The sequence below is a fragment of the Streptomyces sp. NP-1717 genome (genome assembly GCF_022695985.1).
Lineage (GTDB): Bacteria > Actinomycetota > Actinomycetes > Streptomycetales > Streptomycetaceae > Streptomyces.
Genome location: NZ_JAAPBF010000134.1, coordinates 1 through 19,355, shown reverse-complemented (window position 1 = coordinate 19,355; position 19,355 = coordinate 1). Strand labels below are relative to the sequence as shown.

Here is a 19,355-nt window from a genome sequence, read left to right as displayed (position 1 = left end):
CGGCGTTGCTGCCCCCGGTCCGCCCCGCGAACGCGAACCGCCCCGGGGCGCGACCGAACGCGCCCCGGGGCAGTCGAATCTGCCTCACGGCAGGTGGGAAGAGCCCGGATCCAGGCCGTGCCCGGCACATCCCGCCCGGCCCGCCCTGCGGGCGGACGGCGCCACGTGTCGGGACACGCCCTAGCTCTTGCCCTTGCCGCTCTTGTCCTTGCCGCCCTTGTCCTTGTCCCCGCCGGGGCCCATGGACTCGTAGATCTCCTTGCACATCGGGCAGACCGGATACTTCTTGGGGTCGCGCCCCGGGACCCAGACCTTCCCGCAGAGTGCCACCACCGGAGTGCCGTCGAGGGCACTCGCCATGATCTTGTCCTTCTGGACGTAATGGGCGAAGCGCTCGTGGTCGCCGTCGCCGTGCGACACCTTCGGTGTCGGCTCCACGAGGGTGCCCGTACCTGCCCCGCGCTCGGGCTCAAGAGTGCTCATAACCGCCAAGGGTACCCACGCTCACGCCATCCTGAGGGCCCCGGCCCCCAAGGGGTGTCCGGCACCCCGCCGCCGCCCCCTCGCGCGTCGCGGCGACGCGGCGACGCGAGCCCCCCGCGGAGCGCGGCGGCCGGCCGCGGCGGCAGCGCACCGAGGCCCCCGTAAGCCGCACCGTGCCGCGGAGCGGCACAGCGCCACCGGCGAAATCCGGACACCGTGAGAGCACCCGGACGGCACCGGCCGACCGCCCGCCGAAGGCGCCCGCGCGGCGGGTCAGTTGAGCGAGGGGTCGTCCGGATAGGTGGCCACCATGGCGAGTTCGCTGCGCTGTCTGCGCAGCACCGCGCGCCACAGGCTCTCGGGGCGCGGCGAGGACACGTCGCCGGGCTCCGACTCGACCACGTACCAGGCGCCTTCGGTCAGTTCGTTCTGCAGCTGGCCCGGCCCCCAGCCCGCGTATCCGGCGAAGATCCGCAGCGAGCCGAGCGCCCGCGCGAGCAGTTCGGGCGGTGTCTCCAGATCGACCAGGCCGATCGCGCCGTGCACCCGCCGCCAGCCGATCGGCCCCTCGTCGCCGGGGATGACGGCCAGTCCGAGCGCCGAGTCGAGGGAGACCGGGCCGCCCTGGAAGACGACGCCGGGGTCCCCGGCGAGACCGCCCCAGGACTCCAGGATGTCCCCGACGTCCACCGGGGTGGGCCGGTTGAGGACCACGCCGAGCGAGCCCTCCTCGTCGTGGTCGAGCAGGAGCACCACCGCGCGGTCGAAGTTGGGATCCGCCAGGGCCGGAGTCGCGACGAGCAGCCGCCCTGTGAGCGAGGACACCTCGGTCATGCGAGACATGATCCCGCACATCGGCCCTCCTTGGGGCCCGCGCGGCAGACTGCGCGTGATCGCAGCTCAGGCGCACGGCGGCACGGGGAGCGCAAGGACGCGGCGTAACCCGCACCCAAGTGGACACAAACCGAACCGTGACTCATCGCGACGGGCGGCGAACAGAAAGTGTTCTGTCGGCTCCTTCACGGCTCCGGGACGTCCGATGCCTTACGGGAGAGGGGCCCGAGCCCCTTACCCTTTTGCTTTGGCCCCCTGTCCGACGACTCCCGGAACGCGAGATTCATGACCGGCACAGACGATGTAATGCTTGTCCACGGCGGAACCCCGCTGGAGGGCGAGATCCGCGTCCGCGGCGCGAAGAACCTGGTGCCGAAGGCCATGGTCGCCGCCCTCCTCGGCAGCGGGCCGAGCAGACTGCGCAACGTGCCCGACATCCGAGACGTACGGGTGGTCAGGGGGCTGCTCCAACTCCACGGCGTGACCGTCCGCCCCGGCGAGGAACCGGGCGAGCTGATCCTCGACCCGTCGCACGTCGAGAGCGCCAACGTCGCCGACATCGACGCCCACGCGGGCTCCTCGCGCATCCCGATCCTGTTCTGCGGTCCGCTGCTGCACCGTCTCGGCCACGCGTTCATCCCGGGCCTCGGCGGCTGCGACATCGGCGGCCGGCCCATCGACTTCCACTTCGAGGTGCTGCGCCAGTTCGGCGCGACGATCGAGAAGCGCGCGGACGGCCAGTACCTGGAGGCCCCGCAGCGGCTGCGCGGCACGAAGATCCGGCTGCCGTACCCCTCGGTCGGCTCGACGGAGCAGGTGCTGCTGACGGCCGTACTGGCCGAGGGCGTCACCGAGTTGTCGAACGCCGCCGTGGAGCCGGAGATCGAGGACCTGATCTGCGTGCTCCAGAAGATGGGCGCGATCATCTCGATGGACACCGACCGGACGATCCGGATCACCGGTGTCGACAAGCTCGGCGGTTACAACCACCGCGCCCTGCCGGACCGTCTGGAGGCCGCCTCCTGGGCGTCCGCCGCGCTGGCGACCGAAGGCAACATCTATGTGCGCGGGGCCCAGCAGCGGTCGATGATGACGTTCCTGAACACCTTCCGCAAGGTGGGCGGCGCGTTCGAGATCGACGACAAGGGCATCCGCTTCTGGCATCCGGGCGGCCCGCTGAACGCCATCGCCCTGGAGACCGACGTGCACCCCGGTTTCCAGACCGACTGGCAGCAGCCGCTGGTGGTGGCGCTGACGCAGGCGGCGGGCCTGTCCATCGTCCACGAGACGGTGTACGAGTCGCGGCTCGGCTTCACCTCCGCGCTCAACCAGATGGGCGCGCACATCCAGTTGTACCGGGAGTGCCTGGGCGGCTCGGACTGCCGCTTCGGCCAGCGCAACTTCCTGCACTCGGCGGTCGTGTCGGGCCCCACGAAGCTCCAGGGCGCCGACCTGGTCATTCCCGACCTGCGCGGCGGCTTCTCGTACCTGATCGCGGCGCTGGCGGCGCAGGGCACCTCGCGGGTGCACGGCATCGACCTGATCAACCGCGGCTACGAGAACTTCATGGAGAAGCTGGTCGAACTGGGCGCGAAGGTCGAACTGCCGGGCCGCTCACTGGTCTGACGCCTCGTCCTCGTGCGACAAGGGCGGTCACCCCGACCGGGGTGACCGCCCTTGTGCTCTGCCTGAGGGTGTTACTTGCCCTTGGCGGCTTCCTTGAGCTTGGAGCCCGCGGAGACCTTCACGCTGTAACCGGCCGGGATCTGGATCGGGTCGCCGGTCTGCGGGTTACGAGCGGTGCGAGCGGCACGGTGGGTGCGCTCGAAGGTCAGGAAGCCGGGGATGGTGACCTTCTCGTCGCCCTTGGCGACGATCTCGCCAACGGTCTCGGCGAGGGCGGCCAGCACGGCGTCGGCATCCTTGCGAGTCACCTCGGCGCGGTCGGCCAGGGCGGCCACCAGCTCACTGCGGTTCATGTTGTTACTCCCGTGTTCTTCTTGCGTGTGAGGCGTGAGATCGAAGCCGATGCTGCCAGGACCCTCTGACAGTCCCTGTGACCGGGTCTGTCCTTCAGGTCTTCGCGCCCCAGTGGGGAATCCCCTGGACATAGTCCTTGAGAAAGCATCCTGCCCCCACCAGCGGCGGGAAAGCGAATCCGGGCCCTGAAACCCCCTTGGAGCAGCGGGCTCATGGTCCGCCACCCTAGAGGTGGGTGCACGGTGCCGCTAATCGCGACGCGCCGGGCGTCAGACGGACGTGGCGCCTGTCACAACGTCACCGGCGGCCTTGGCGGCGGTCCTCACGGCCCCCGCGACGGCGCCCGCGACCTTGTCGTTGAAGACCGAGGGAACGATGTAGTTCGGGTTGAGTTCGTCACCCGTGACGACGTCCGCGAGGGCCGTGGCCGCGGCGAGCATCATGTCCGTGTTGACGGCGCGTGACTGCGCGTCCAGGAGGCCGCGGAAGACGCCCGGGAAGACCAGGACGTTGTTGATCTGGTTGGGGAAGTCGGAGCGGCCCGTGGCCACAACTGCCGCTGTCTCGCGGGCGATTGCGGGATCGACCTCGGGGTCGGGGTTGGCCAGCGCGAAGACGATCGCGCCGTCCGCCATCGCCGCGACGTCCTCGCCCCCCAGGACGTTCGGGGCCGACACGCCGATGAACACGTCGGCGCCGACGACGGCCTGCTTGAGGGTGCCCGTGACGCCCTCCGGATTGGTGTTGTCGGCGATCCAGCGAAGGGGGGACTCGGCCGCGGCGGACACCAGGTCCGCGCGTCCCGCGTGCACCACTCCGTGGATGTCCGCGACGACGGTGTGCTTGACACCGGCCGCGATAAGAAGTTTGAGAATCGCTGTACCGGCCGCACCCGCGCCCGACATGACGACCCGCACGTCACCGATCGCCTTGCCCACCACGCGCAGGGCGTTGGTCAGCGCGGCGAGCACCACGATGGCCGTGCCGTGCTGGTCGTCGTGGAAGACCGGGATGTCCAGGGCCTCGCGCAGCCGCGCCTCGATCTCGAAGCAGCGGGGGGCGGAGATGTCCTCCAGGTTGATGCCCGCGAAGCCGGGGGCGATCGCCTTGACGATCTCGACGATGGCGTCGGTGTCCTGGGTGTCCAGGCAGATCGGCCACGCGTCGATGCCCGCGAACCGCTTGAAGAGGGCGGCCTTGCCCTCCATGACGGGCAGCGCGGCCATCGGGCCGATGTTGCCGAGGCCCAGCACCGCGGAGCCGTCGGTGACGACCGCGACGGAGTTGCGCTTGATGGTGAGCCGGCGGGCGTCCTCGGGGTTCTCGGCGATCGCCATGCAGACGCGTGCCACACCCGGCGTGTAGACCATGGAGAGGTCGTCACGGTTGCGGATGGGGTGCTTGGACTGCATCTCGATCTTGCCGCCGAGGTGCATCAGGAACGTACGGTCGGAGACCTTGCCGAGGGTGACACCCTCGATGCCCCGCAGTTCCTCGACGATCTCGTCCGCGTGGCTGGTGGAGCTGGCGGCGATCGTGACGTCGATCCGCAGCTTCTCGTGGCCGGACGCGGTGACGTCCAGGCCGGTCACCGAGCCGCCGGAGGACTCCACGGCCGTGGTCAGCTGGGACACCGCCGTACCGCTCGCGGGCACTTCCAGTCGGACCGTCATCGAGTACGAGACGCTTGGCGCCGTTGCCATGACCGTGTTCCTCTGCTTTCCCTGGCTTCACTTGCCGAACCGCCTCGCGCCTGGCGTCCGGCGGAACCGTCCGATGGTCGCACCTACCTGCTGGTAGGCGGTAACGGGGGTGGAAACCGGGAAAAGCGGCAAGCACGAGCGGGTCCGCGTCAGTTTGTGACGCGGACCCGCTCCTGTGAAGACCTGTTCCGGGGAATCCCCGTGAACACTAAGAAGAAAAGGATGGCACCGGCCCGCCATGCTCGCCTCGCGGCAAGTGGTCGCTCGAAGCGACGAAGGTTGGGCCCGGGGGCTTGGATCGAGCCGGTGCCAACACCAGGCTAACAAACCACCCCGGAAAGTGATTCCCGCACGCGAGTTGACTTCACGAGCACTCCCCGGACGGCGTGCGGATCACTCCCTGAGGAGGTCGGGGACTCCCTGCTCGTCGGGGTCGTCGCGGCCCGCGGAGACGACCGTGAGCTGCTGCGTCGCGCGGGTCAGGGCCACGTACAGCACCCGCAGCCCGGCGGGCGACTCGTCGGCGATCTCCGCCGGTGAGACGACCACCGTGGCGTCGTACTCCAGTCCCTTCGCCTCCAGGCTGCCGAGCGCCACGACCCGGTCGCCGAGCCCCGCGAGCCAGCGCGTGGCCTGTTCCCTGCGGTTCATCGCGACGACCACGCCGATCGTGCCGTCCACGCGGTCCAGGAGACGCCGGGCCTCCTCCCGTACGGCCCCGGCCAGATCGCCGTCCCGTACGGCGCTGAAGCGCGGCTCGACGCCCGTGGAGCGGACGGCGGCCGGGGACTCCATGCCCGGCATCGCGAGCGCGAGCACCTTGGCGGCGAGCGCCGCGATCTCGGCCGGGTTGCGGTAGTTGACCGTGAGGGTGAAGTGGCGGCGCGGACGGTTGCCCAGGGCCTCGTCGCGTGCCTCCGCGGCCTCGTCGGGGTCGGACCAGGACGACTGGGCCGCGTCACCGACCACCGTCCAGGTGGCGTGCCGGCCGCGGCGGCCGACCATCCGCCACTGCATCGGGGTGAGGTCCTGCGCCTCGTCGACGATGACGTGCGCGTACTCGGTGCGCTCGGCCGCCAGCCGCTCCGCGCGCTCCCGCTGCGACTCCTCGCGCTGCGGCATCAGCTCCTCGAGACCGGTCAGCTGGTCCAGCGGGTCCACCTCGCGCCGCTTGCGCGGGCGGGAGGGGGTGCCGAGCAGCTGCTCCAGTTCGTCGAGGATCGCCACGTCGTGCACGGACAGCGGTCCGGTGCCGTCGGGGCCCGCGCGCCGCAGCGAGCGGGCGACCTTCCTGGTCTCGTTCGGGTTGAGGATCCGGCGGGCCCAGCGGCCGAGCCTGCGCTCGTCGGCCATCGCGGCGAGCACACCGCGCGCGGTGAGTTCGGGCCACCAGGCGTCCAGGAACTCGATGAAGCTGTCCTCGGACGTCACGTCGTCGTCGAAGCCGCCGCGCAGTTCGGCGGCCAGTTCGGCGTCGCCCTTCGCCAGGTGGTCCCCGGCCCGCGACGCGGCGCCGGACTTCGCCCACAGCGCGTCGAGGAGCAGTCTGCGGGCGCGCGGGCGCAGCAGGTTGACGGGCGCGGAGCCGCCGAGAACGGACTGTCTGATGCGGTGCAGCTCGTCGGATTCGAGCTCCAGGCGGCGGCCGAACGCGACGACCCGCAGCCGGGTGGGTGCGGCGGCGCGCCCGGGGGCGCCGGGTGAGGCGCCGGTGGGGTTGTTGCCGCCGCTGTCGTCCCGTGCCGTGCCCGGGTCGTCGTCGCCGAAGGCGAGCTGGCCGGCGGGGCGCCCGGCGGGCGCTCCCGCCGTACGGCCGCCGCGCCCGCCGCGGCCACCGGGTGGTGTCCTGTCCCCCTCCAGGGCACCGCGTGCCGCCTTGCGCAGCACCTTCAGCATGCGCGCGGAGCCCTTGACACGGGAGACGGCCGGCTCGTCGTACGCGGTGGCCTCGGCGCCGTCCACGAGTGAGCCGACCGCGCGGATCGCGACCTGCCCCTCCTCGCCCAGGGACGGCAGCACGCCTTCGGTGTAGGCGACGAGCAGCGGGGTCGGTGAGACGACGAGGATGCCGCCCGCGTACCGCCGTCTGTCCTGGTAGAGCAGATAGGCGGCGCGGTGCAGCGCGACGGCGGTCTTGCCGGTGCCGGGGCCGCCCGACACCTCGGTGACGGAGGCGGCGGGCGCCCGGATCACCAGGTCCTGCTCGGCCTGGATGGAGGAGACGATGTCGCGCATGGTGTGGCTGCGGGCCTGGCCGAGGGCGGCCATCAGCGCGCCGTCGCCGATGACGGGGAGCGTGGCGCCGTTCAGTGTGGCGGTCAGCTCCGGGCGCATCAGGTCGTCCTCGACGCCCAGGACCTTGCGGCCCTTGGAGCGGATGACCCGGCGCCGTACGACACGGCCGGGGTCGACGGGGGTCGAGCGGTAGAACGGGGCGGCGGCGGGCGCGCGCCAGTCGATGACCAGCGGCGAGTAGTCGGAGTCCAGGACCCCGATGCGGCCGATGTGGAGCGTCTCGGCGATGTCGGCGGTGTCGTCGTCGCCCACGGCGTCGTCGGCGGGTTCGACGGAGGTGTACGCGCCGTCGGGGCCCTTCTTGCCGTCCTTGCCGGGCAGCAGGTCGACCCGTCCGAAGAGGAAGTCCTCGAATTCGTTGTTGAGCCGGTTGAGATGGATTCCGGCCCGGAACACCTGCGCGTCGCGTTCGGCGAGCGCGCCGGGTGTGCCGACCTGGCCGCGTTTGGCGGCGTCGTTCATCAGGAATTCCGCCTCGTCGATCTTCTCTTCGAGGCGGCGGTAGACCTGGTCGAGGTGTTCTTGTTCGACGGCGATCTCGCGGGCGCGGACGGAGTCGGCGCCCGCGGAGTTCCCCGTCGGGCGGGCGGGGTGGCTTATGGCGTCGTTTCCCTTGTCGCGTACGGGATCGACAACCGATCCAGCGGATTCAACAGCGGCATCCTGCGCGGCCACCGAGGCCCCCTTCTGACGTGCACTGGGCAGCCGTCAACCGTACGCGAAGGGGGCGGGTATGTCAGGCCTCGACCTCCACCAGACGTTTGCCGTCGAATGTCCGGACCTCGAAGTGATCGATGTCGTTGCGATCCATGGCGGAGCCGCCGTGCACGTAGAGGGGGTTCTTCGCCACCTGGTTCGTGCTGTCCGGCAGGCCGTAGCCCCACTTCGGCACGGCCCAGGAGGTGACGATCTCCTCCTCGCCGGTCTTGGACACGGCGATCAGGCTGCACTTGAGCGGGCCCTTGACGTTCTTCAGCTCCAGGGCCGCGTGGGTCCCCCAGCCCTTGCGCTCCATGCCGACGGTCGCGGTGACCTTGGTCGTCGGGTCCGTCGCCTCGACCTTCTCCGGCATGTGCTCCATGAAGGCGTCCTCGGCGGGACTGGTGGGGTGCGGGTCGGCGGCCCGGTTGCTCGTGCCACCGTCACCGGAGGTGGTGACGACCGCGACGGCGGGGGCGCTGATGACCAGTGCGGCCGCGGCGGCGACCAGGTACATCGAGCGGCGCCTGCGCTTGGCGCGCTTGACCGCGACCTCGTCGACGAGCCGGTCGAGGAGCCGGGGGCTGGGCTGCACCGTGACCGCGGGCGGCGGTGCGGGCGTGGCGGCGCGCCCGAACGGGGAGGGCGGGGCGCCGGACGCGGCCGGCTGGGCGAAGGGGTCGGACCGGCCGAAGGGTGACGCCTGTCCGAAGGGGTCCGGATTGTCCGCCAGCATGGCCAGCATCGGCTCCATCCCGGCGAACTCCTCCAGATGGAGCGCGCAGATGTGGCAGCCTGCCAGGTGCGCCTCGAAGGCGGTGGCGTCGGCTTCGTCCAGGATGCCGAGCGCGTAGGCCGCCGCCGCGTCGTGCGCGGCCGTGCCGTCGTCCTGCCCGGACTGCTCGTACGTGGTCATGCCGAGACCCCCCTCTCCTCCAGCGCGAGCTTCATGGAACGCAGTGCGTAGAACACACGCGACCGCACGGTCCCACTGGGTATGCCGAGCGTCTCGGCGGCCTCGTTGACCGTACGTCCCTTGAAGTACGTCTCCACCAGAACTTCCCGGTGGGCGGGGGTCAAATCATCGAGGGCATCAGAGAGCGTCATCAGCCACAACGCCTTGTCGATCTCGTCCTCCGCGGGCATGACCTCCAGCGGCGACGGGTCGACCTCCTGCGGCCGGGCCTGCCGGCTGCGGTGACCGTCGATGACGATGCGTCGGGCGACCGTCACCAGCCAGGGTCGGACAGAGCCGGTCGCCCGATTGAGCTGACCGGCGTTCTTCCAGGCACGGATGAGCGTCTCCTGCACGACGTCCTCGGCCCGTTGGCGGTCGCCCGCGACGAGGCGCAGGACGTAGGCGAGCAGGGGTCCGGCGTGTTCCCGGTAGAGGGCGCGCATCAACTCCTCGTCGGGAACGGAGATGTTGGTGCGCTGTGCCTCGCTCCGGTGCCGGGCCCGGTGAGGTCGGTCGTCGGCCACGGCCGCATCCTTGCGCACCTGAACCTCCCGGGTCGAGACCTTGAGACGGCTGCTTGTTCCCATCACGGTGACTTACGGGCCGGTGGGGAGATGTACTCAACGGGGCAGCGGAAATCTTTCAAGATCTTTTACGGGGTGGGGAACGGCCGGGCGTGAAGGACGGCCGGGCGCGGAGGCCGGGCCCGCGTGGCGAGGGCCCCGCGCGGGGAACGGTCCCCTTGTCAGGCGCGGGCGACCGCCGCCCGGCGCCGGTGCCTGGCGACCCGCTCCCGGTTGCCGCACACCTCGCTGGAGCACCAGCGCCGCCGGCGCCCGCGCGAGGTGTCCAGATACACCCGGCGGCAGCTGTCGCCCTCGCACTGCCGCAGGCGGGCCCGGGCGACGGGGTCGGTCAGCAGGTCGACGGTGTCCCTGGCCACGGCCGCGAGCAGCGCGCCGCATTCGGGCTCGTCGCTGAGTGTCCGGACGAGGCCGCCGCCCGGTTCACGTACGGCCCTGATGCCGGGCGGGGCGCCGGCCGCGATCGTGTTGACGCGCTCCAGCGCGGCTGCCGCGTACCGCCCGTCGATCTCCGCGCGCACCAACTGACCGACGCAGTCGCGCAGTTCCGCGAAGCGCCGGACCCAGGCGGTGTCGACGGCGGTCAGCGGGGTACCCGCCGGGACGAGACCGGAGCCGGTGAGCCAGCGGCCGAGCAGTCCGGTGCCGTCGGTCCGTGGCTGTTCGCCGAAGCCTTTCGGGGCCGGTTCCCCGGTGGCCACCAAGTCCAGGCACAGGCGCCCGGAGTCGAATCGCCACTCGTACGAGCCCACGCCCGTAGTCATGTGCCTGTCACCGCCTCGGTCACCGTCCTGCCGCGTTCTCCCCAGAGTGCATGCCCCGGAACGCGCCGGGAACCCCTCGGGGGACGACTCACTTGAACCGCGCCGCGCGAATTCACCGGCCCGGCGCGGAACCCGGCGGCCCGCAGCACCCTCTTACCCTCTTACGGCGCGGTGTTCGGCGGGCCGTCGTGCAGGATCCGCTGGAAGAGCTGATGGTCGCGCCACGCGCCGTCGATGTGCAGATAGCGCGGCGCCGTCCCGATGAGTTCGAACCCGCATTTGCGCAGGACCCGCCGCGAGGCGGTGTTGGACGGCATGGTGCTCGCCTCGATGCGGTGCAGGCCCAGATCCTCCAGGGCGGCGCGGGCGACCTCCTCGACCGCGCGGGTGGCCAGTCCCCGCCCGGTGTACTCGGCGTCGACCCAGTAGCCGAGGCCAGCGCTGCGGAACGGCCCGAGGACGAGGGTGGAGAGCGTGGCCTGGCCCACGACGCGCGGCCCGTCGGTGAAGTGCCAGCGCAGGGCGGAGGGGTCGGCCAGCAGATGGGCCTGCGCCTCCGGGGTGAAGTAGTCGGCGGTGCGGTACGGGGACCAGGGGCCCATGTGGTCCCTGTTGCGCAGAAGTGCCTCGGCGAGGGGGCCGGCGTCTTCCGCTCGTGCCGGACGGAACGGAAGGGAGTCGTTGACCATCCGATTAAAATAGACGCCCCGGTTCCGGTTCGGGTACCCAAGTGGCCCTCGTGATCGACGGACGGTCACGTGGCCCTGCTCAGCGGCTCCCGTACTTCGTGCCCGCCGCCGGGTCGAGCGCCAGCCGGTAGCCGCGCTTGACGACCGTCTGGATCAGTTCCGACGCGCCGAGCGCCGCGCGGAGCCGGGCCATGGCCGTCTCGACCGCGTGCTCGTCGGTGCCCGCCCCGGGCAGGGCCCGCAGCAGGTCGGCGCGCGAGACCACCCAGCCGGGCCGCCTGGCGAGCGCGTTCACCAGGGCCATCCCGGCGGGCGGTACGGGTCTCAGCTCGCCGTCCAGCAGCACCGCGTGGCCGCGGATCTCGAAGCGGCGGCCCGCGACCGTCAAGGTGCGGGTGCGGCCGGGGAGTTCGAGGCAGAGCACCTGGACGAGCGGGCCGAGGCGGAAGCGTTCGGGCTGGACGGTGTCGATGCCGTGCTCCTGGAGCGGCAGTGCGGTGACCGGGCCCACGCAGACCGCGAGCACGTCGTGGTGGAGGGCCTCGACCAGATCGGCCAGCAGACCGCGCTCACCCGCGCGGGAGAGCAGCGAGGCCGCGGCGGGCGCGCTGGTGAAGGTGACGGCGTCCAGGGCGCGGGCGACGGTCGCGTCGATGAGCCGGTCGACGGGAGCTATGTCCTCGGGCGGCATCCAGCGGTAGACGGGTACGACGACGACATCGGCGCCCCCGGCCCGCAGCGCCTCCACGAAACCGGGCAGCGGCTCGCCGTGGAGCTGGAGCGCGATCCGGCGCCCGTCGACGCCCTCGGTCAGCAGCCGGTCCAGCACCTCGGCCATGGACTCGGAGTCCGGCGACCACTCCTCGGTCAGTCCGGCGGCGCGGATCGCGCCCTTCACCTTCGGCCCGCGCGCCAGCAGTTCGGTGCCGCGCAGACAGTCGAGCAGGGCCTGTCCGTGGCCCCAGCCGTCTGCCGCCTCGACCCAGCCGCGGAAACCGATCGCCGTCGTCGCGATCACCACATGGGGCGGGTTGCCGGTCAACTCCTTGGTGGCCGCCAGGAGTTCGGCGTCGTCGGAGACCGGCACGATACGCAGGGCGGGAGCGTGCATGACGGCGGCGCCGCGCCGCATGAGCAGCGCCCCCAGTTCGTCGGCGCGCCGGGCGGCGGTGACCCCGACCGTGAATCCGGCGAGTGGGCCGTGCTGCTGCTGATCGGACATGGTCCTCGTCCCGCTCTCTCGTCCGTACGGCTCCGTGGCGGAGCCGGGCGCTTCACGAAGGCCGGCCCCCCGCGGAGCCCGCCCGCGCCCCGGGCGGGGCCCGCACGGAGCCCGGCTCACACCTCTGCGTAGTCGAGCCGGTGGCCCACGTCGGCGCCGGCCCCCGTCTCCGCCTCCGTCGCCGGTCGGGCCGCCTGCTTCCGAAGGTATACCGCCCAGGTGAGCGCCGAGCACACGGCGTAGAAGCCGAGGAAGGCGACGAACGCGGCGGTGCCCGTGCCCGCCTCCTGCTGGAAGGACTGCCGGAAGGCGAGATTGACCCCGAGCCCGCCGAGCGCGCCGACGGCCCCGATCAGCCCCATGGAGGCGCCGGAGAGCCGGCGGCCGTACCGGGCCGCGTCCTCCCCCGTCATCCCCCCGGCCAGGGCCTTCGTCTGGAAGATGCCGGGGATCATCTTGTACGTCGAGCCGTTGCCGAGGCCGCTGAGAAGGAACAGCGCGGTGAAGCCGACGAGGAAGACGGGCAGCGACCCGGTCAGCGAGGCGAAGATCACCACGACGGTGGCCGCCGCCATCCCGCCGAAGTTCCACAGGGTGATGCGCGCGCCGCCGTGCCGGTCGGCGAGCCTGCCGCCGACGGGCCGTATCAGCGAGCCGAGCAGCGGGCCGGCGAACGTCAGCGAGGCGGCCTCCAGGGGCGTGCGCCCGAACTGGGTCTGGAGCACCAGACCGAAGGCGAAGCTGTAGCCGATGAAGGAGCCGAACGTCCCGATGTACAGCACCGCCATGATCCAGGTGTGCCGGTCGCGTACGGCTTCCTTCGCCGCCCCGGTGTCGTTGCGCACCGGCGCCAGGTTGTCCATGAACAGCGCGGCGCAGAGGGCGGCGGCGACGATCAGCGGGACGTAGACCGCGAGCACGATCCGGGGGTGCGTGGCACCCGCCGTCCCGATCACCAGCAGCCCGACGAGCTGCACGACGGGCACGCCGATGTTGCCGCCGCCCGCGTTGAGGCCGAGCGCCCAGCCCTTCTCGCGCAGCGGGAAGAAGGAGTTGATGTTGGTCATGGACGAGGCGAAGTTGCCGCCCCCGAGCCCGGTGAGCGCGGCGACGGCCATGAAGGTGGTGTACGAGGTCCCCGGCTCCATCACCGCGTAGGCGGCGCCGGTCGGCAGGAGCAGCAGCAGCGCGCTGGCCACGGTCCAGTTGCGGCCGCCGAAGCGGGCGACGGCGAAGGTGTACGGGATCCGCACGAGGGCCCCGACGAACGTGGCCGTGCCGATGAGGAAGAACTTCCCGGCCGGGTCGACCCCGTACTCGGGCCCCATGAACAGGACCATCACCGACCACAGGGTCCAGATGGAGAACCCGATGTGCTCGGAGAGCACGGAGAAGAGCAGATTGCGCCGGGCGGTCCTGCGGCCCGTCCGCTGCCAGAAGTCGGCGTCCTCGGGATCCCAGTGCTCGATCCATCGCCCCCGTCCGGCGCGGGGTGCCTGATCGGTGGTCGTCGGGCCAGTCATCGCGCCTCCACTGACGGTGCGGTTCGGTGACCCCTGACGGTAGGGACGGCGCGTTTCACCGGGGTGCCCCGAGATGACCGGCGCGCAACCTTGCTCTCACCGGGGGGCGGGCGGGGCTGTGAGCCCGTCCGGCGCGCGACGGCCCTGCTCCTCGCCGCCGCGTCACGGACCCGCGTGGCACTCCGTCCTCGGTGCGTACGAGACGCCGGCGGCGCCCACCACCAGCCGCGGCGCGCCGCCGCCGCGCGGCTCCAGCCAGACCCGGACGCGGCCGCAGGCGCAGCGCGTGTAGACGACCGTTCCCTCGGTGACGGTGTGGCGCGAGGCCTCCTGGAGCGGGGACTCCACCGGCCAGCCGCAGTCGGCGCAGACGGGGACGGACTCCGGACGGATGTCTCTCGGGTCAGCTTCCATGCCGCCAAGCGTCCGCCCTTCGAACCGTGCGCGTCCATCGCATCTTTCGGGACGGATCCATGTCGAAACGCTGTACGGATGGCGCACGATGGAAGGCGTGATCAATCTGCGCCTCCTCCAGACGCTGCGCGTCATGCACGCGCAGGGCACCGTCGCGGCCACCGCCCGCGCGCTGAACCTCTCGCCGTCCGCGGTCTCCCAGCAGCTGCGGCAGCTCTCCCGCGAGGTCGGCGCCGAGCTGTGGGAGCCGGACGGGCGCCGGATCCGCCTCACCACCGCGGGCTGTGTCCTGCTGTACCACGCGGATCTGCTCAGCGCTCAGTGGGAACGGGCCAGGGCGGACCTCGCCGACCATGGCGGCGGCTCGTACCGGACGCTGCGCATCGGCGGCTTCGCGACCAGCATCGGGCCGCTCCTCGCGCCCACCGCCCAGGCGCTGCGGGAGGCGTCGCCGTCGACGCGCACGACGGTCGCGGACATCGACACCCGTTGCTGCTACGAGCGGTTGCTGGCCGGGAAGCTGGACATCGCCGTGCTCACGCCGCTGCCCGGCAGCCCTCCGATGGACGATCCCCGCTTCGACCAGCATCCGCTGATGGACGACTACGTGGACCTGGTCGTGCCGAAGGGACACCCGCTGGCCGGCCGTGCGCGCGTCGAGCTGGCGAAGACGGCCGACGAGGACTGGATAGCGCCCCACCACGACCAGCGACGCCTCATCGAGGCCCTCTGCGCCGCCTCGGGCTTCGCCCCGCGGATGGTCCACCACGCCGACGAGTGGTCGGCGGTGCTGTCCCTGATCAGCCATGGCCTCGGTATCTGCCTGGTGCCCCGGCTGGTGCCGCTCACCACGCATCCGGAGCTGGTGAGGCTCTGTGTCAGCGGTGACCCGCCACCCTTCCGGCGGGTGCTGACCTGCGTACGGCGCGGCAGCTGCAGCCAGCCGACGATCAGCGACGGTCTGGCGGGCCTGCGGGCGCGGGCCGCGCTGAGTCCCTGGACATAGTCCCGCCGGATCCGCCGGATCCGCCCGAGCCGCCCGAGCCGCCCGAGCCACGCGAGCCGTTCGGCCAGAGCCTCGGCCGCCGCTTCGCCGCGACGTCCTCGACCCACCCGAAGGCCAGGATCGCGACCGCGATCAGCGGCCAGATCAGCACCAGCGTCAACGCCGGGTAGGCGGCGTCCAGTTGGTCCCCGTACTTCCAGATGTCCGGGATCTTCCAGAGCTGGTCGATCATCGGCACCGTCGCCATGATCAGCAGGTTGTGCCAGAGATAGATCGTCACGGCACGGTTGTTGGCCAGCGTGATCGTGGAGTCGAACTGCGCCAGCTTCCCCGGAAGTTCCCGCCACGACGGCGAATACTGGAGCAGGATCGCGCAGAACCCGAGCGACCAGGTCGCCTGGGCCAGCGGGATCTCGTCCAGGTTCCAGCCCTCGTCGGTCAGGTGCCCCGACGCCCACCAGATCCCGAAGGCCATGACGAACGCGGCCAGCGAGACCGTGATGTAGCGCGGCACCTTCATGAACATGCCGTCGTTGTGCGCGAACCCGAGGATCCAGCACGCGCCGTAGACCGCGAAGTCCGTGAGCGCCAGGCCCGCCTCACCGGGGATCTCCACCAGACCGGTGCCGATGACGGCCGTCAGCGCGAGCGGCGCCAGCAGCGTCGCCCACGGCACCCGCCGGAAGGCCCACAGCAGCAGCGGCGAGGCCAGCACGAACCAGACGTACGCGCGGATGTACCAGAGCGGACCCGCCGCCTGTACGGCCCAGGACTGGTCGAGCCAGCCGCCGGCGTCCCCGCTCTCCCACGGATAGATCGGCGCCCCGACCGGGAAGAGGTAGTTGGCCAGCTTGAGGAACCACCACAGGCCCTCCTCCCTGACCGGCTTCCAGCCCATCGCGAACATCACCGGCACGACGACCAGTGCGAACGCCCACATCGGCGGCAGCAGCCGCCGCATCCGGCCCCGGATGACGCCCAGCGAGGGCCGGTTGAGGGAGCGCGCCATCAGCGAGCCCGCCAGCGCGAACATCACGCCCATGGAGGGGAAGAGGATCGTCAGCCAGGCCCAGCCGAAGATGTGGTAGATCACCACACGCCCCAGCGCGACCGCGCGCAGCAGATCGAGATAGCGGTCCCGGCCGGACGGGCGAACCGCGCCGGCGGCGGGCGCCGCCGCCTTGTGCCGGGCCCGCGGAACACCCGCGGTGCCGACAGGAGTGCCGTCGCTCATGCCATCGTCCTTCGGGTGTCGTCGCTGCGCCGGCCGGTCGTGGACCCGGGCGCCTCCACCGCGCCCGTACGGCGCAGCTTCTGCCAGCGGAGCCGGCCGCCGGTGAGGGCGGTGATCCAGGACTGGAGCAGAACGACATACATGAGCTGCCGGTAGAGGATCTGCTGGAGTGGCAGCGAGATCAGATGGATCATGCGTTCGCCGTCGAGCCGGAAGGCGTACGCGGCGCAGACCGCCTGCACGGCCAGCACACCGAGCCACGCGATGATCGTGTTCCTGGTGGGGCCGAAGACCAGGCCGTACAGCAGGAACACGTCGATGAGCGGCGCCAGCAGCGGGAACAGCACCATGAACAGGGAGACCAGCGGGAGTCCGACCCGGCCGAAGCGGCCCGAGGGTCCGCGCTCGATCACCGCGCGGCGGTGCTTCCAGATCGCCTGCATCGTGCCGTAGCTCCAGCGGTAGCGCTGGGACCACAGCTGCTGCACGGACTCCGGCGCCTCGGTCCAGGCGCGGGCGCGCTCCGCGTACACGACCCGCCAGCCGTCGCGGTGCATCGCCATGGTGATGTCGGTGTCCTCGGCGAGGGTGTCCTCGCTCATCCCGCCGACCCGCTCCAGGGCCTGGCGGCGGAAGGCGCCGACCGCGCCGGGGATGGTGGGCATGCAGCGCAGCACGTCGTACATGCGGCGGTCCAGGTTGAAGCCCATCACGTACTCGATGTGCTGCCAGGCGCCGATGAGGGTGTCGCGGTTGCCGACCTTGGCGTTGCCCGCGACGGCCCCGACCCTCGGGTCGCCGAACGGCTGGACCAGCTCACGCACGGTGGACGGCTCGAAGACGGTGTCACCGTCCATCATCACGACGAGGTCGTGACTGGCGTGCGCGATGCCGTTGTTGAGCGCGGCGGGCTTGCCGCTGTTGACCTGCCGTACGACATGGACGTTCGGCAGCCACATCGCCTCGACGATGTCCGCCGTGCCGTCCGTCGAACCGTCGTCGATGACGATGACCTCGATGGGATGGTCGCTCCCCGTCAGGGAGCGGACCGTGTTGGCTATGCACTCGCGCTCGTTGTACGCGGGCACGAGCACCGTCACGGGTTCGGTGACCGGCTCGCCCCACCTGAAGCCGCGCCGCCGCACCTTGCGCGCGTGCGCGAAGGAGAGCACCAGCATCAGCCCGAACCGCCCGATGACCAGCACACCGATCACGGCGAGCCCGGCCACCAGCGCGGTGGTGGTGCCCTCCGAGACGGCGACGGCGCCGACGAACGCCTTGCCCTTGAGCAACTCCACGCCGGAGACGGGTGTGTGGGCGCTCGGAGCGCCCAGCGCCTCGGTGAGGTTGGCGAACTCGTAGCCCCTGTCGTGCATGTCCGGCAGGAACGCGTCGAGCGCGGCGACGGTCTGCGAGCGGTCGCCGCCGGAGTCGTGCATCAGCACGATGGAGCCCTGGGTGCCCTTCGGCGTGGCCCGCTCGATGATCTCGTGGACACCGGGCCGCTTCCAGTCCTCGCTGTCGGTGTTGTTGAGCACGGTGATGTACCCGAGGCTGCCGATGTACTCGGTGACCGGCCAGGACTTGTCGTCCATCGCGTCGGCGAAGGAGGAGTACGGCGGCCGGAACAGCGAGGTACGGATGCCCGCCGCGCCCGCGAGCACGAGCTGGTTCTGGGTCAGCTCCCAGTCGATACGGGACTTGGTCTGGTACGCGAGATCCGGGTGGTTGAAGGTGTGCAGGCCGATCTCGTGGCCCTCGGCGACCATGCGTCGCACCAGGTCCGGGTGGCGCGAGGCCATGGTGCCGGTGACGAAGAAGACCGCGTGCGCGTCGTACTCCTTCAGCTTGTCGAGGACCTTGGGCGTCCACTCGGGGTCGGGGCCGTCGTCGAAGGTCAGCACGAGCTTGTGGTCGGGGACCTTCAGCGCCCTGGGCGTGGTCGTCCCGCGCGCGTCTATGACCGGGCCGCCCTTGAGGATCCGGTCCGGCACCTGGTCGGTGGCGGCCGGCGGGCGGACACGATGGTCCGCCAGGATCTCGCTGTGCACGTAGCCGCGCAGCATCAGCATCGCGAGGAGGGCGACGAGCAGCAGCGAGGGCAGCAGATAGCGCATGGGCAGTCTGCGTCTGGCGACGCGACCCCGCTTCTGCCTGTGCTGGCCGTGCTTGTGGGACGGGGCCGGTCTGCCGGAAGAGGTCATCTTTACTGGGCGCCTTCCGCGACTGCCTGCTGGCCGTCCTGCACGACGGGTGGATCGACGGGTGAGGAGTCCGACGGGGTGGGATTCGTACCGGGGTCCGTGCCCGGATCGACCGGTCCTCCCGGGTCGGACTCACCGGGATCGGGTGCGGGGTCGGTCTCCCCGGGGCCTGGATCGGGGTCGCCGGGGTCCGGCTTCGGATCGGGATTCCCGGGCTTCGGGTCGGGGTCCGGCTTGCCGGAGGCCGACCCGGAGGGGTCCGGATCGCTGGAGGCGCCGGTGCTCGCACCGGGCGCGGACGGTGCCCCGGAGACGGAGTCCGCCGGGCTGGGGTCGAGGCCCCCCGCACCGGGCGTGGCGACCACGGTGGGCCGGTCCGTCGGGGGCGGCTGTATCTCGACCTTGTCGGAGTCACGCTTGTCGCTGACGCCGGGTATCTGGAGCCAGGGGGCGCTGGAACTGCCGCCGATCAGGGCCGCGACCAGGGCGACGGCGTAACAGGCGCTGGCTATCGCCAGCACCCAGCCCAGACGACGGAGTTTCTTGCTCCGGCGGCCACTGGCGTCGACGAAGACGGGGCCTTCGGCGCTGTCCACGGCACGCGCCGCGGGTATGCCGGAAGCCTCTGTGGTCCGGCCGGGCAGCTCGGAGAGCTGCCGCCCCAGACCGTCGAGCTCGACGGTGACGTCCATCGGCTCATGCGTGTGCCCTTTTCGGGCATCTTCTCGCCAATTGTCCACTGCTGTACGCACATCCCCCACAA

17 protein-coding genes are annotated in these 19,355 nt (G+C 71.3%); 2 read left to right on the top strand and 15 right to left on the bottom strand.

Going from position 1 to position 19,355, the window contains the following annotated elements; translation table 11 throughout:
* Window positions 1-180: 180 nt before the first annotated feature.
* Both GXP76_RS23660 and GXP76_RS23655 read right to left on the bottom strand, forming a co-directional pair.
* Entirely contained in the window at window positions 181-483 is a 303-nt protein-coding gene (locus tag GXP76_RS23660; protein ID WP_031231446.1) for a DUF3039 domain-containing protein, read from the bottom strand.
* Window positions 484-756: 273 nt separating this feature from the next.
* Window positions 757-1,317, bottom strand: a complete 561-nt coding sequence (locus GXP76_RS23655) for a YqgE/AlgH family protein (RefSeq protein ID WP_242573595.1) — start codon at window positions 1,315-1,317, stop codon at window positions 757-759.
* 285 nt (window positions 1,318-1,602) lie between these two features.
* On the opposite strand from GXP76_RS23655, the gene murA reads away from it, so the two are divergent.
* Window positions 1,603-2,943: a UDP-N-acetylglucosamine 1-carboxyvinyltransferase gene (gene murA, locus GXP76_RS23650; RefSeq protein ID WP_242573594.1), complete on the top strand. Its 1,341-nt coding sequence runs from the start codon at window positions 1,603-1,605 to the stop codon at window positions 2,941-2,943.
* A gap of 71 nt (window positions 2,944-3,014) precedes the next feature.
* Here murA and GXP76_RS23645 read toward each other — a convergent pair whose 3' ends face one another.
* From GXP76_RS23645 to GXP76_RS23600, 10 genes are all read right to left on the bottom strand, one after another.
* The gene (locus tag GXP76_RS23645) at window positions 3,015-3,296 is read right to left on the bottom strand and encodes an HU family DNA-binding protein (RefSeq protein WP_003954777.1); all 282 of its coding nucleotides are present in this window, start codon (window positions 3,294-3,296) and stop codon (window positions 3,015-3,017) included.
* 270 nt (window positions 3,297-3,566) lie between these two features.
* On the bottom strand, window positions 3,567-5,000 hold the full coding sequence (locus tag GXP76_RS23640; RefSeq protein WP_242573593.1) for an NAD-dependent malic enzyme: 1,434 nt from the start codon (window positions 4,998-5,000) through the stop codon (window positions 3,567-3,569).
* A gap of 393 nt (window positions 5,001-5,393) precedes the next feature.
* A complete protein-coding gene (locus GXP76_RS23635) occupies window positions 5,394-7,895 on the bottom strand; it encodes a UvrD-helicase domain-containing protein (RefSeq protein WP_242573597.1) in 2,502 nt (833 codons plus the stop codon).
* A 136-nt stretch (window positions 7,896-8,031) separates the two neighbouring features.
* Window positions 8,032-8,910 (bottom strand): zf-HC2 domain-containing protein, encoded by an 879-nt coding sequence (locus GXP76_RS23630; RefSeq protein WP_242573592.1) that lies wholly within the window; start codon window positions 8,908-8,910, stop codon window positions 8,032-8,034.
* Window positions 8,907-9,539 (bottom strand): sigma-70 family RNA polymerase sigma factor, encoded by a 633-nt coding sequence (locus GXP76_RS23625; RefSeq protein WP_242573591.1) that lies wholly within the window; start codon window positions 9,537-9,539, stop codon window positions 8,907-8,909. The genes GXP76_RS23630 and GXP76_RS23625 overlap by 4 nt, the downstream gene beginning before the upstream one ends.
* A gap of 158 nt (window positions 9,540-9,697) precedes the next feature.
* Window positions 9,698-10,300: an ABATE domain-containing protein gene (locus GXP76_RS23620; RefSeq protein ID WP_242573590.1), complete on the bottom strand. Its 603-nt coding sequence runs from the start codon at window positions 10,298-10,300 to the stop codon at window positions 9,698-9,700.
* 161 nt (window positions 10,301-10,461) lie between these two features.
* Window positions 10,462-10,989, bottom strand: coding sequence for a GNAT family N-acetyltransferase (locus GXP76_RS23615; RefSeq protein WP_242573589.1), 528 nt, complete (start codon window positions 10,987-10,989; stop codon window positions 10,462-10,464).
* A gap of 79 nt (window positions 10,990-11,068) precedes the next feature.
* Window positions 11,069-12,211: a uroporphyrinogen-III synthase gene (locus GXP76_RS23610; RefSeq protein WP_242573588.1), complete on the bottom strand. Its 1,143-nt coding sequence runs from the start codon at window positions 12,209-12,211 to the stop codon at window positions 11,069-11,071.
* A 116-nt stretch (window positions 12,212-12,327) separates the two neighbouring features.
* On the bottom strand, window positions 12,328-13,734 hold the full coding sequence (locus GXP76_RS23605) for a NarK/NasA family nitrate transporter (protein ID WP_242573587.1): 1,407 nt from the start codon (window positions 13,732-13,734) through the stop codon (window positions 12,328-12,330).
* 162 nt (window positions 13,735-13,896) lie between these two features.
* Window positions 13,897-14,148 (bottom strand): hypothetical protein, encoded by a 252-nt coding sequence (locus GXP76_RS23600; protein ID WP_242573586.1) that lies wholly within the window; start codon window positions 14,146-14,148, stop codon window positions 13,897-13,899.
* A gap of 97 nt (window positions 14,149-14,245) precedes the next feature.
* On the opposite strand from GXP76_RS23600, the gene GXP76_RS23595 reads away from it, so the two are divergent.
* On the top strand, window positions 14,246-15,154 hold the full coding sequence (locus GXP76_RS23595; protein ID WP_242573585.1) for a LysR family transcriptional regulator: 909 nt from the start codon (window positions 14,246-14,248) through the stop codon (window positions 15,152-15,154).
* On the opposite strand, the gene GXP76_RS23590 is transcribed toward GXP76_RS23595, so the two are convergent.
* From GXP76_RS23590 to GXP76_RS23580, 3 genes are all read right to left on the bottom strand, one after another.
* Entirely contained in the window at window positions 15,099-16,388 is a 1,290-nt protein-coding gene (locus tag GXP76_RS23590; RefSeq protein ID WP_242573584.1) for an acyltransferase, read from the bottom strand. The two genes, GXP76_RS23595 and GXP76_RS23590, sit on opposite strands and share 56 nt — an antisense overlap.
* Complete coding sequence (locus GXP76_RS23585; protein WP_242573596.1) at window positions 16,385-18,505, bottom strand: glycosyltransferase; 2,121 nt, start codon at window positions 18,503-18,505, stop codon at window positions 16,385-16,387. Before GXP76_RS23585 ends, GXP76_RS23590 begins: the two co-directional genes overlap by 4 nt.
* 89 nt (window positions 18,506-18,594) lie before the next feature.
* Window positions 18,595-19,284 (bottom strand): hypothetical protein, encoded by a 690-nt coding sequence (locus GXP76_RS23580; protein ID WP_242573583.1) that lies wholly within the window; start codon window positions 19,282-19,284, stop codon window positions 18,595-18,597.
* Window positions 19,285-19,355 lie beyond the last annotated feature (71 nt).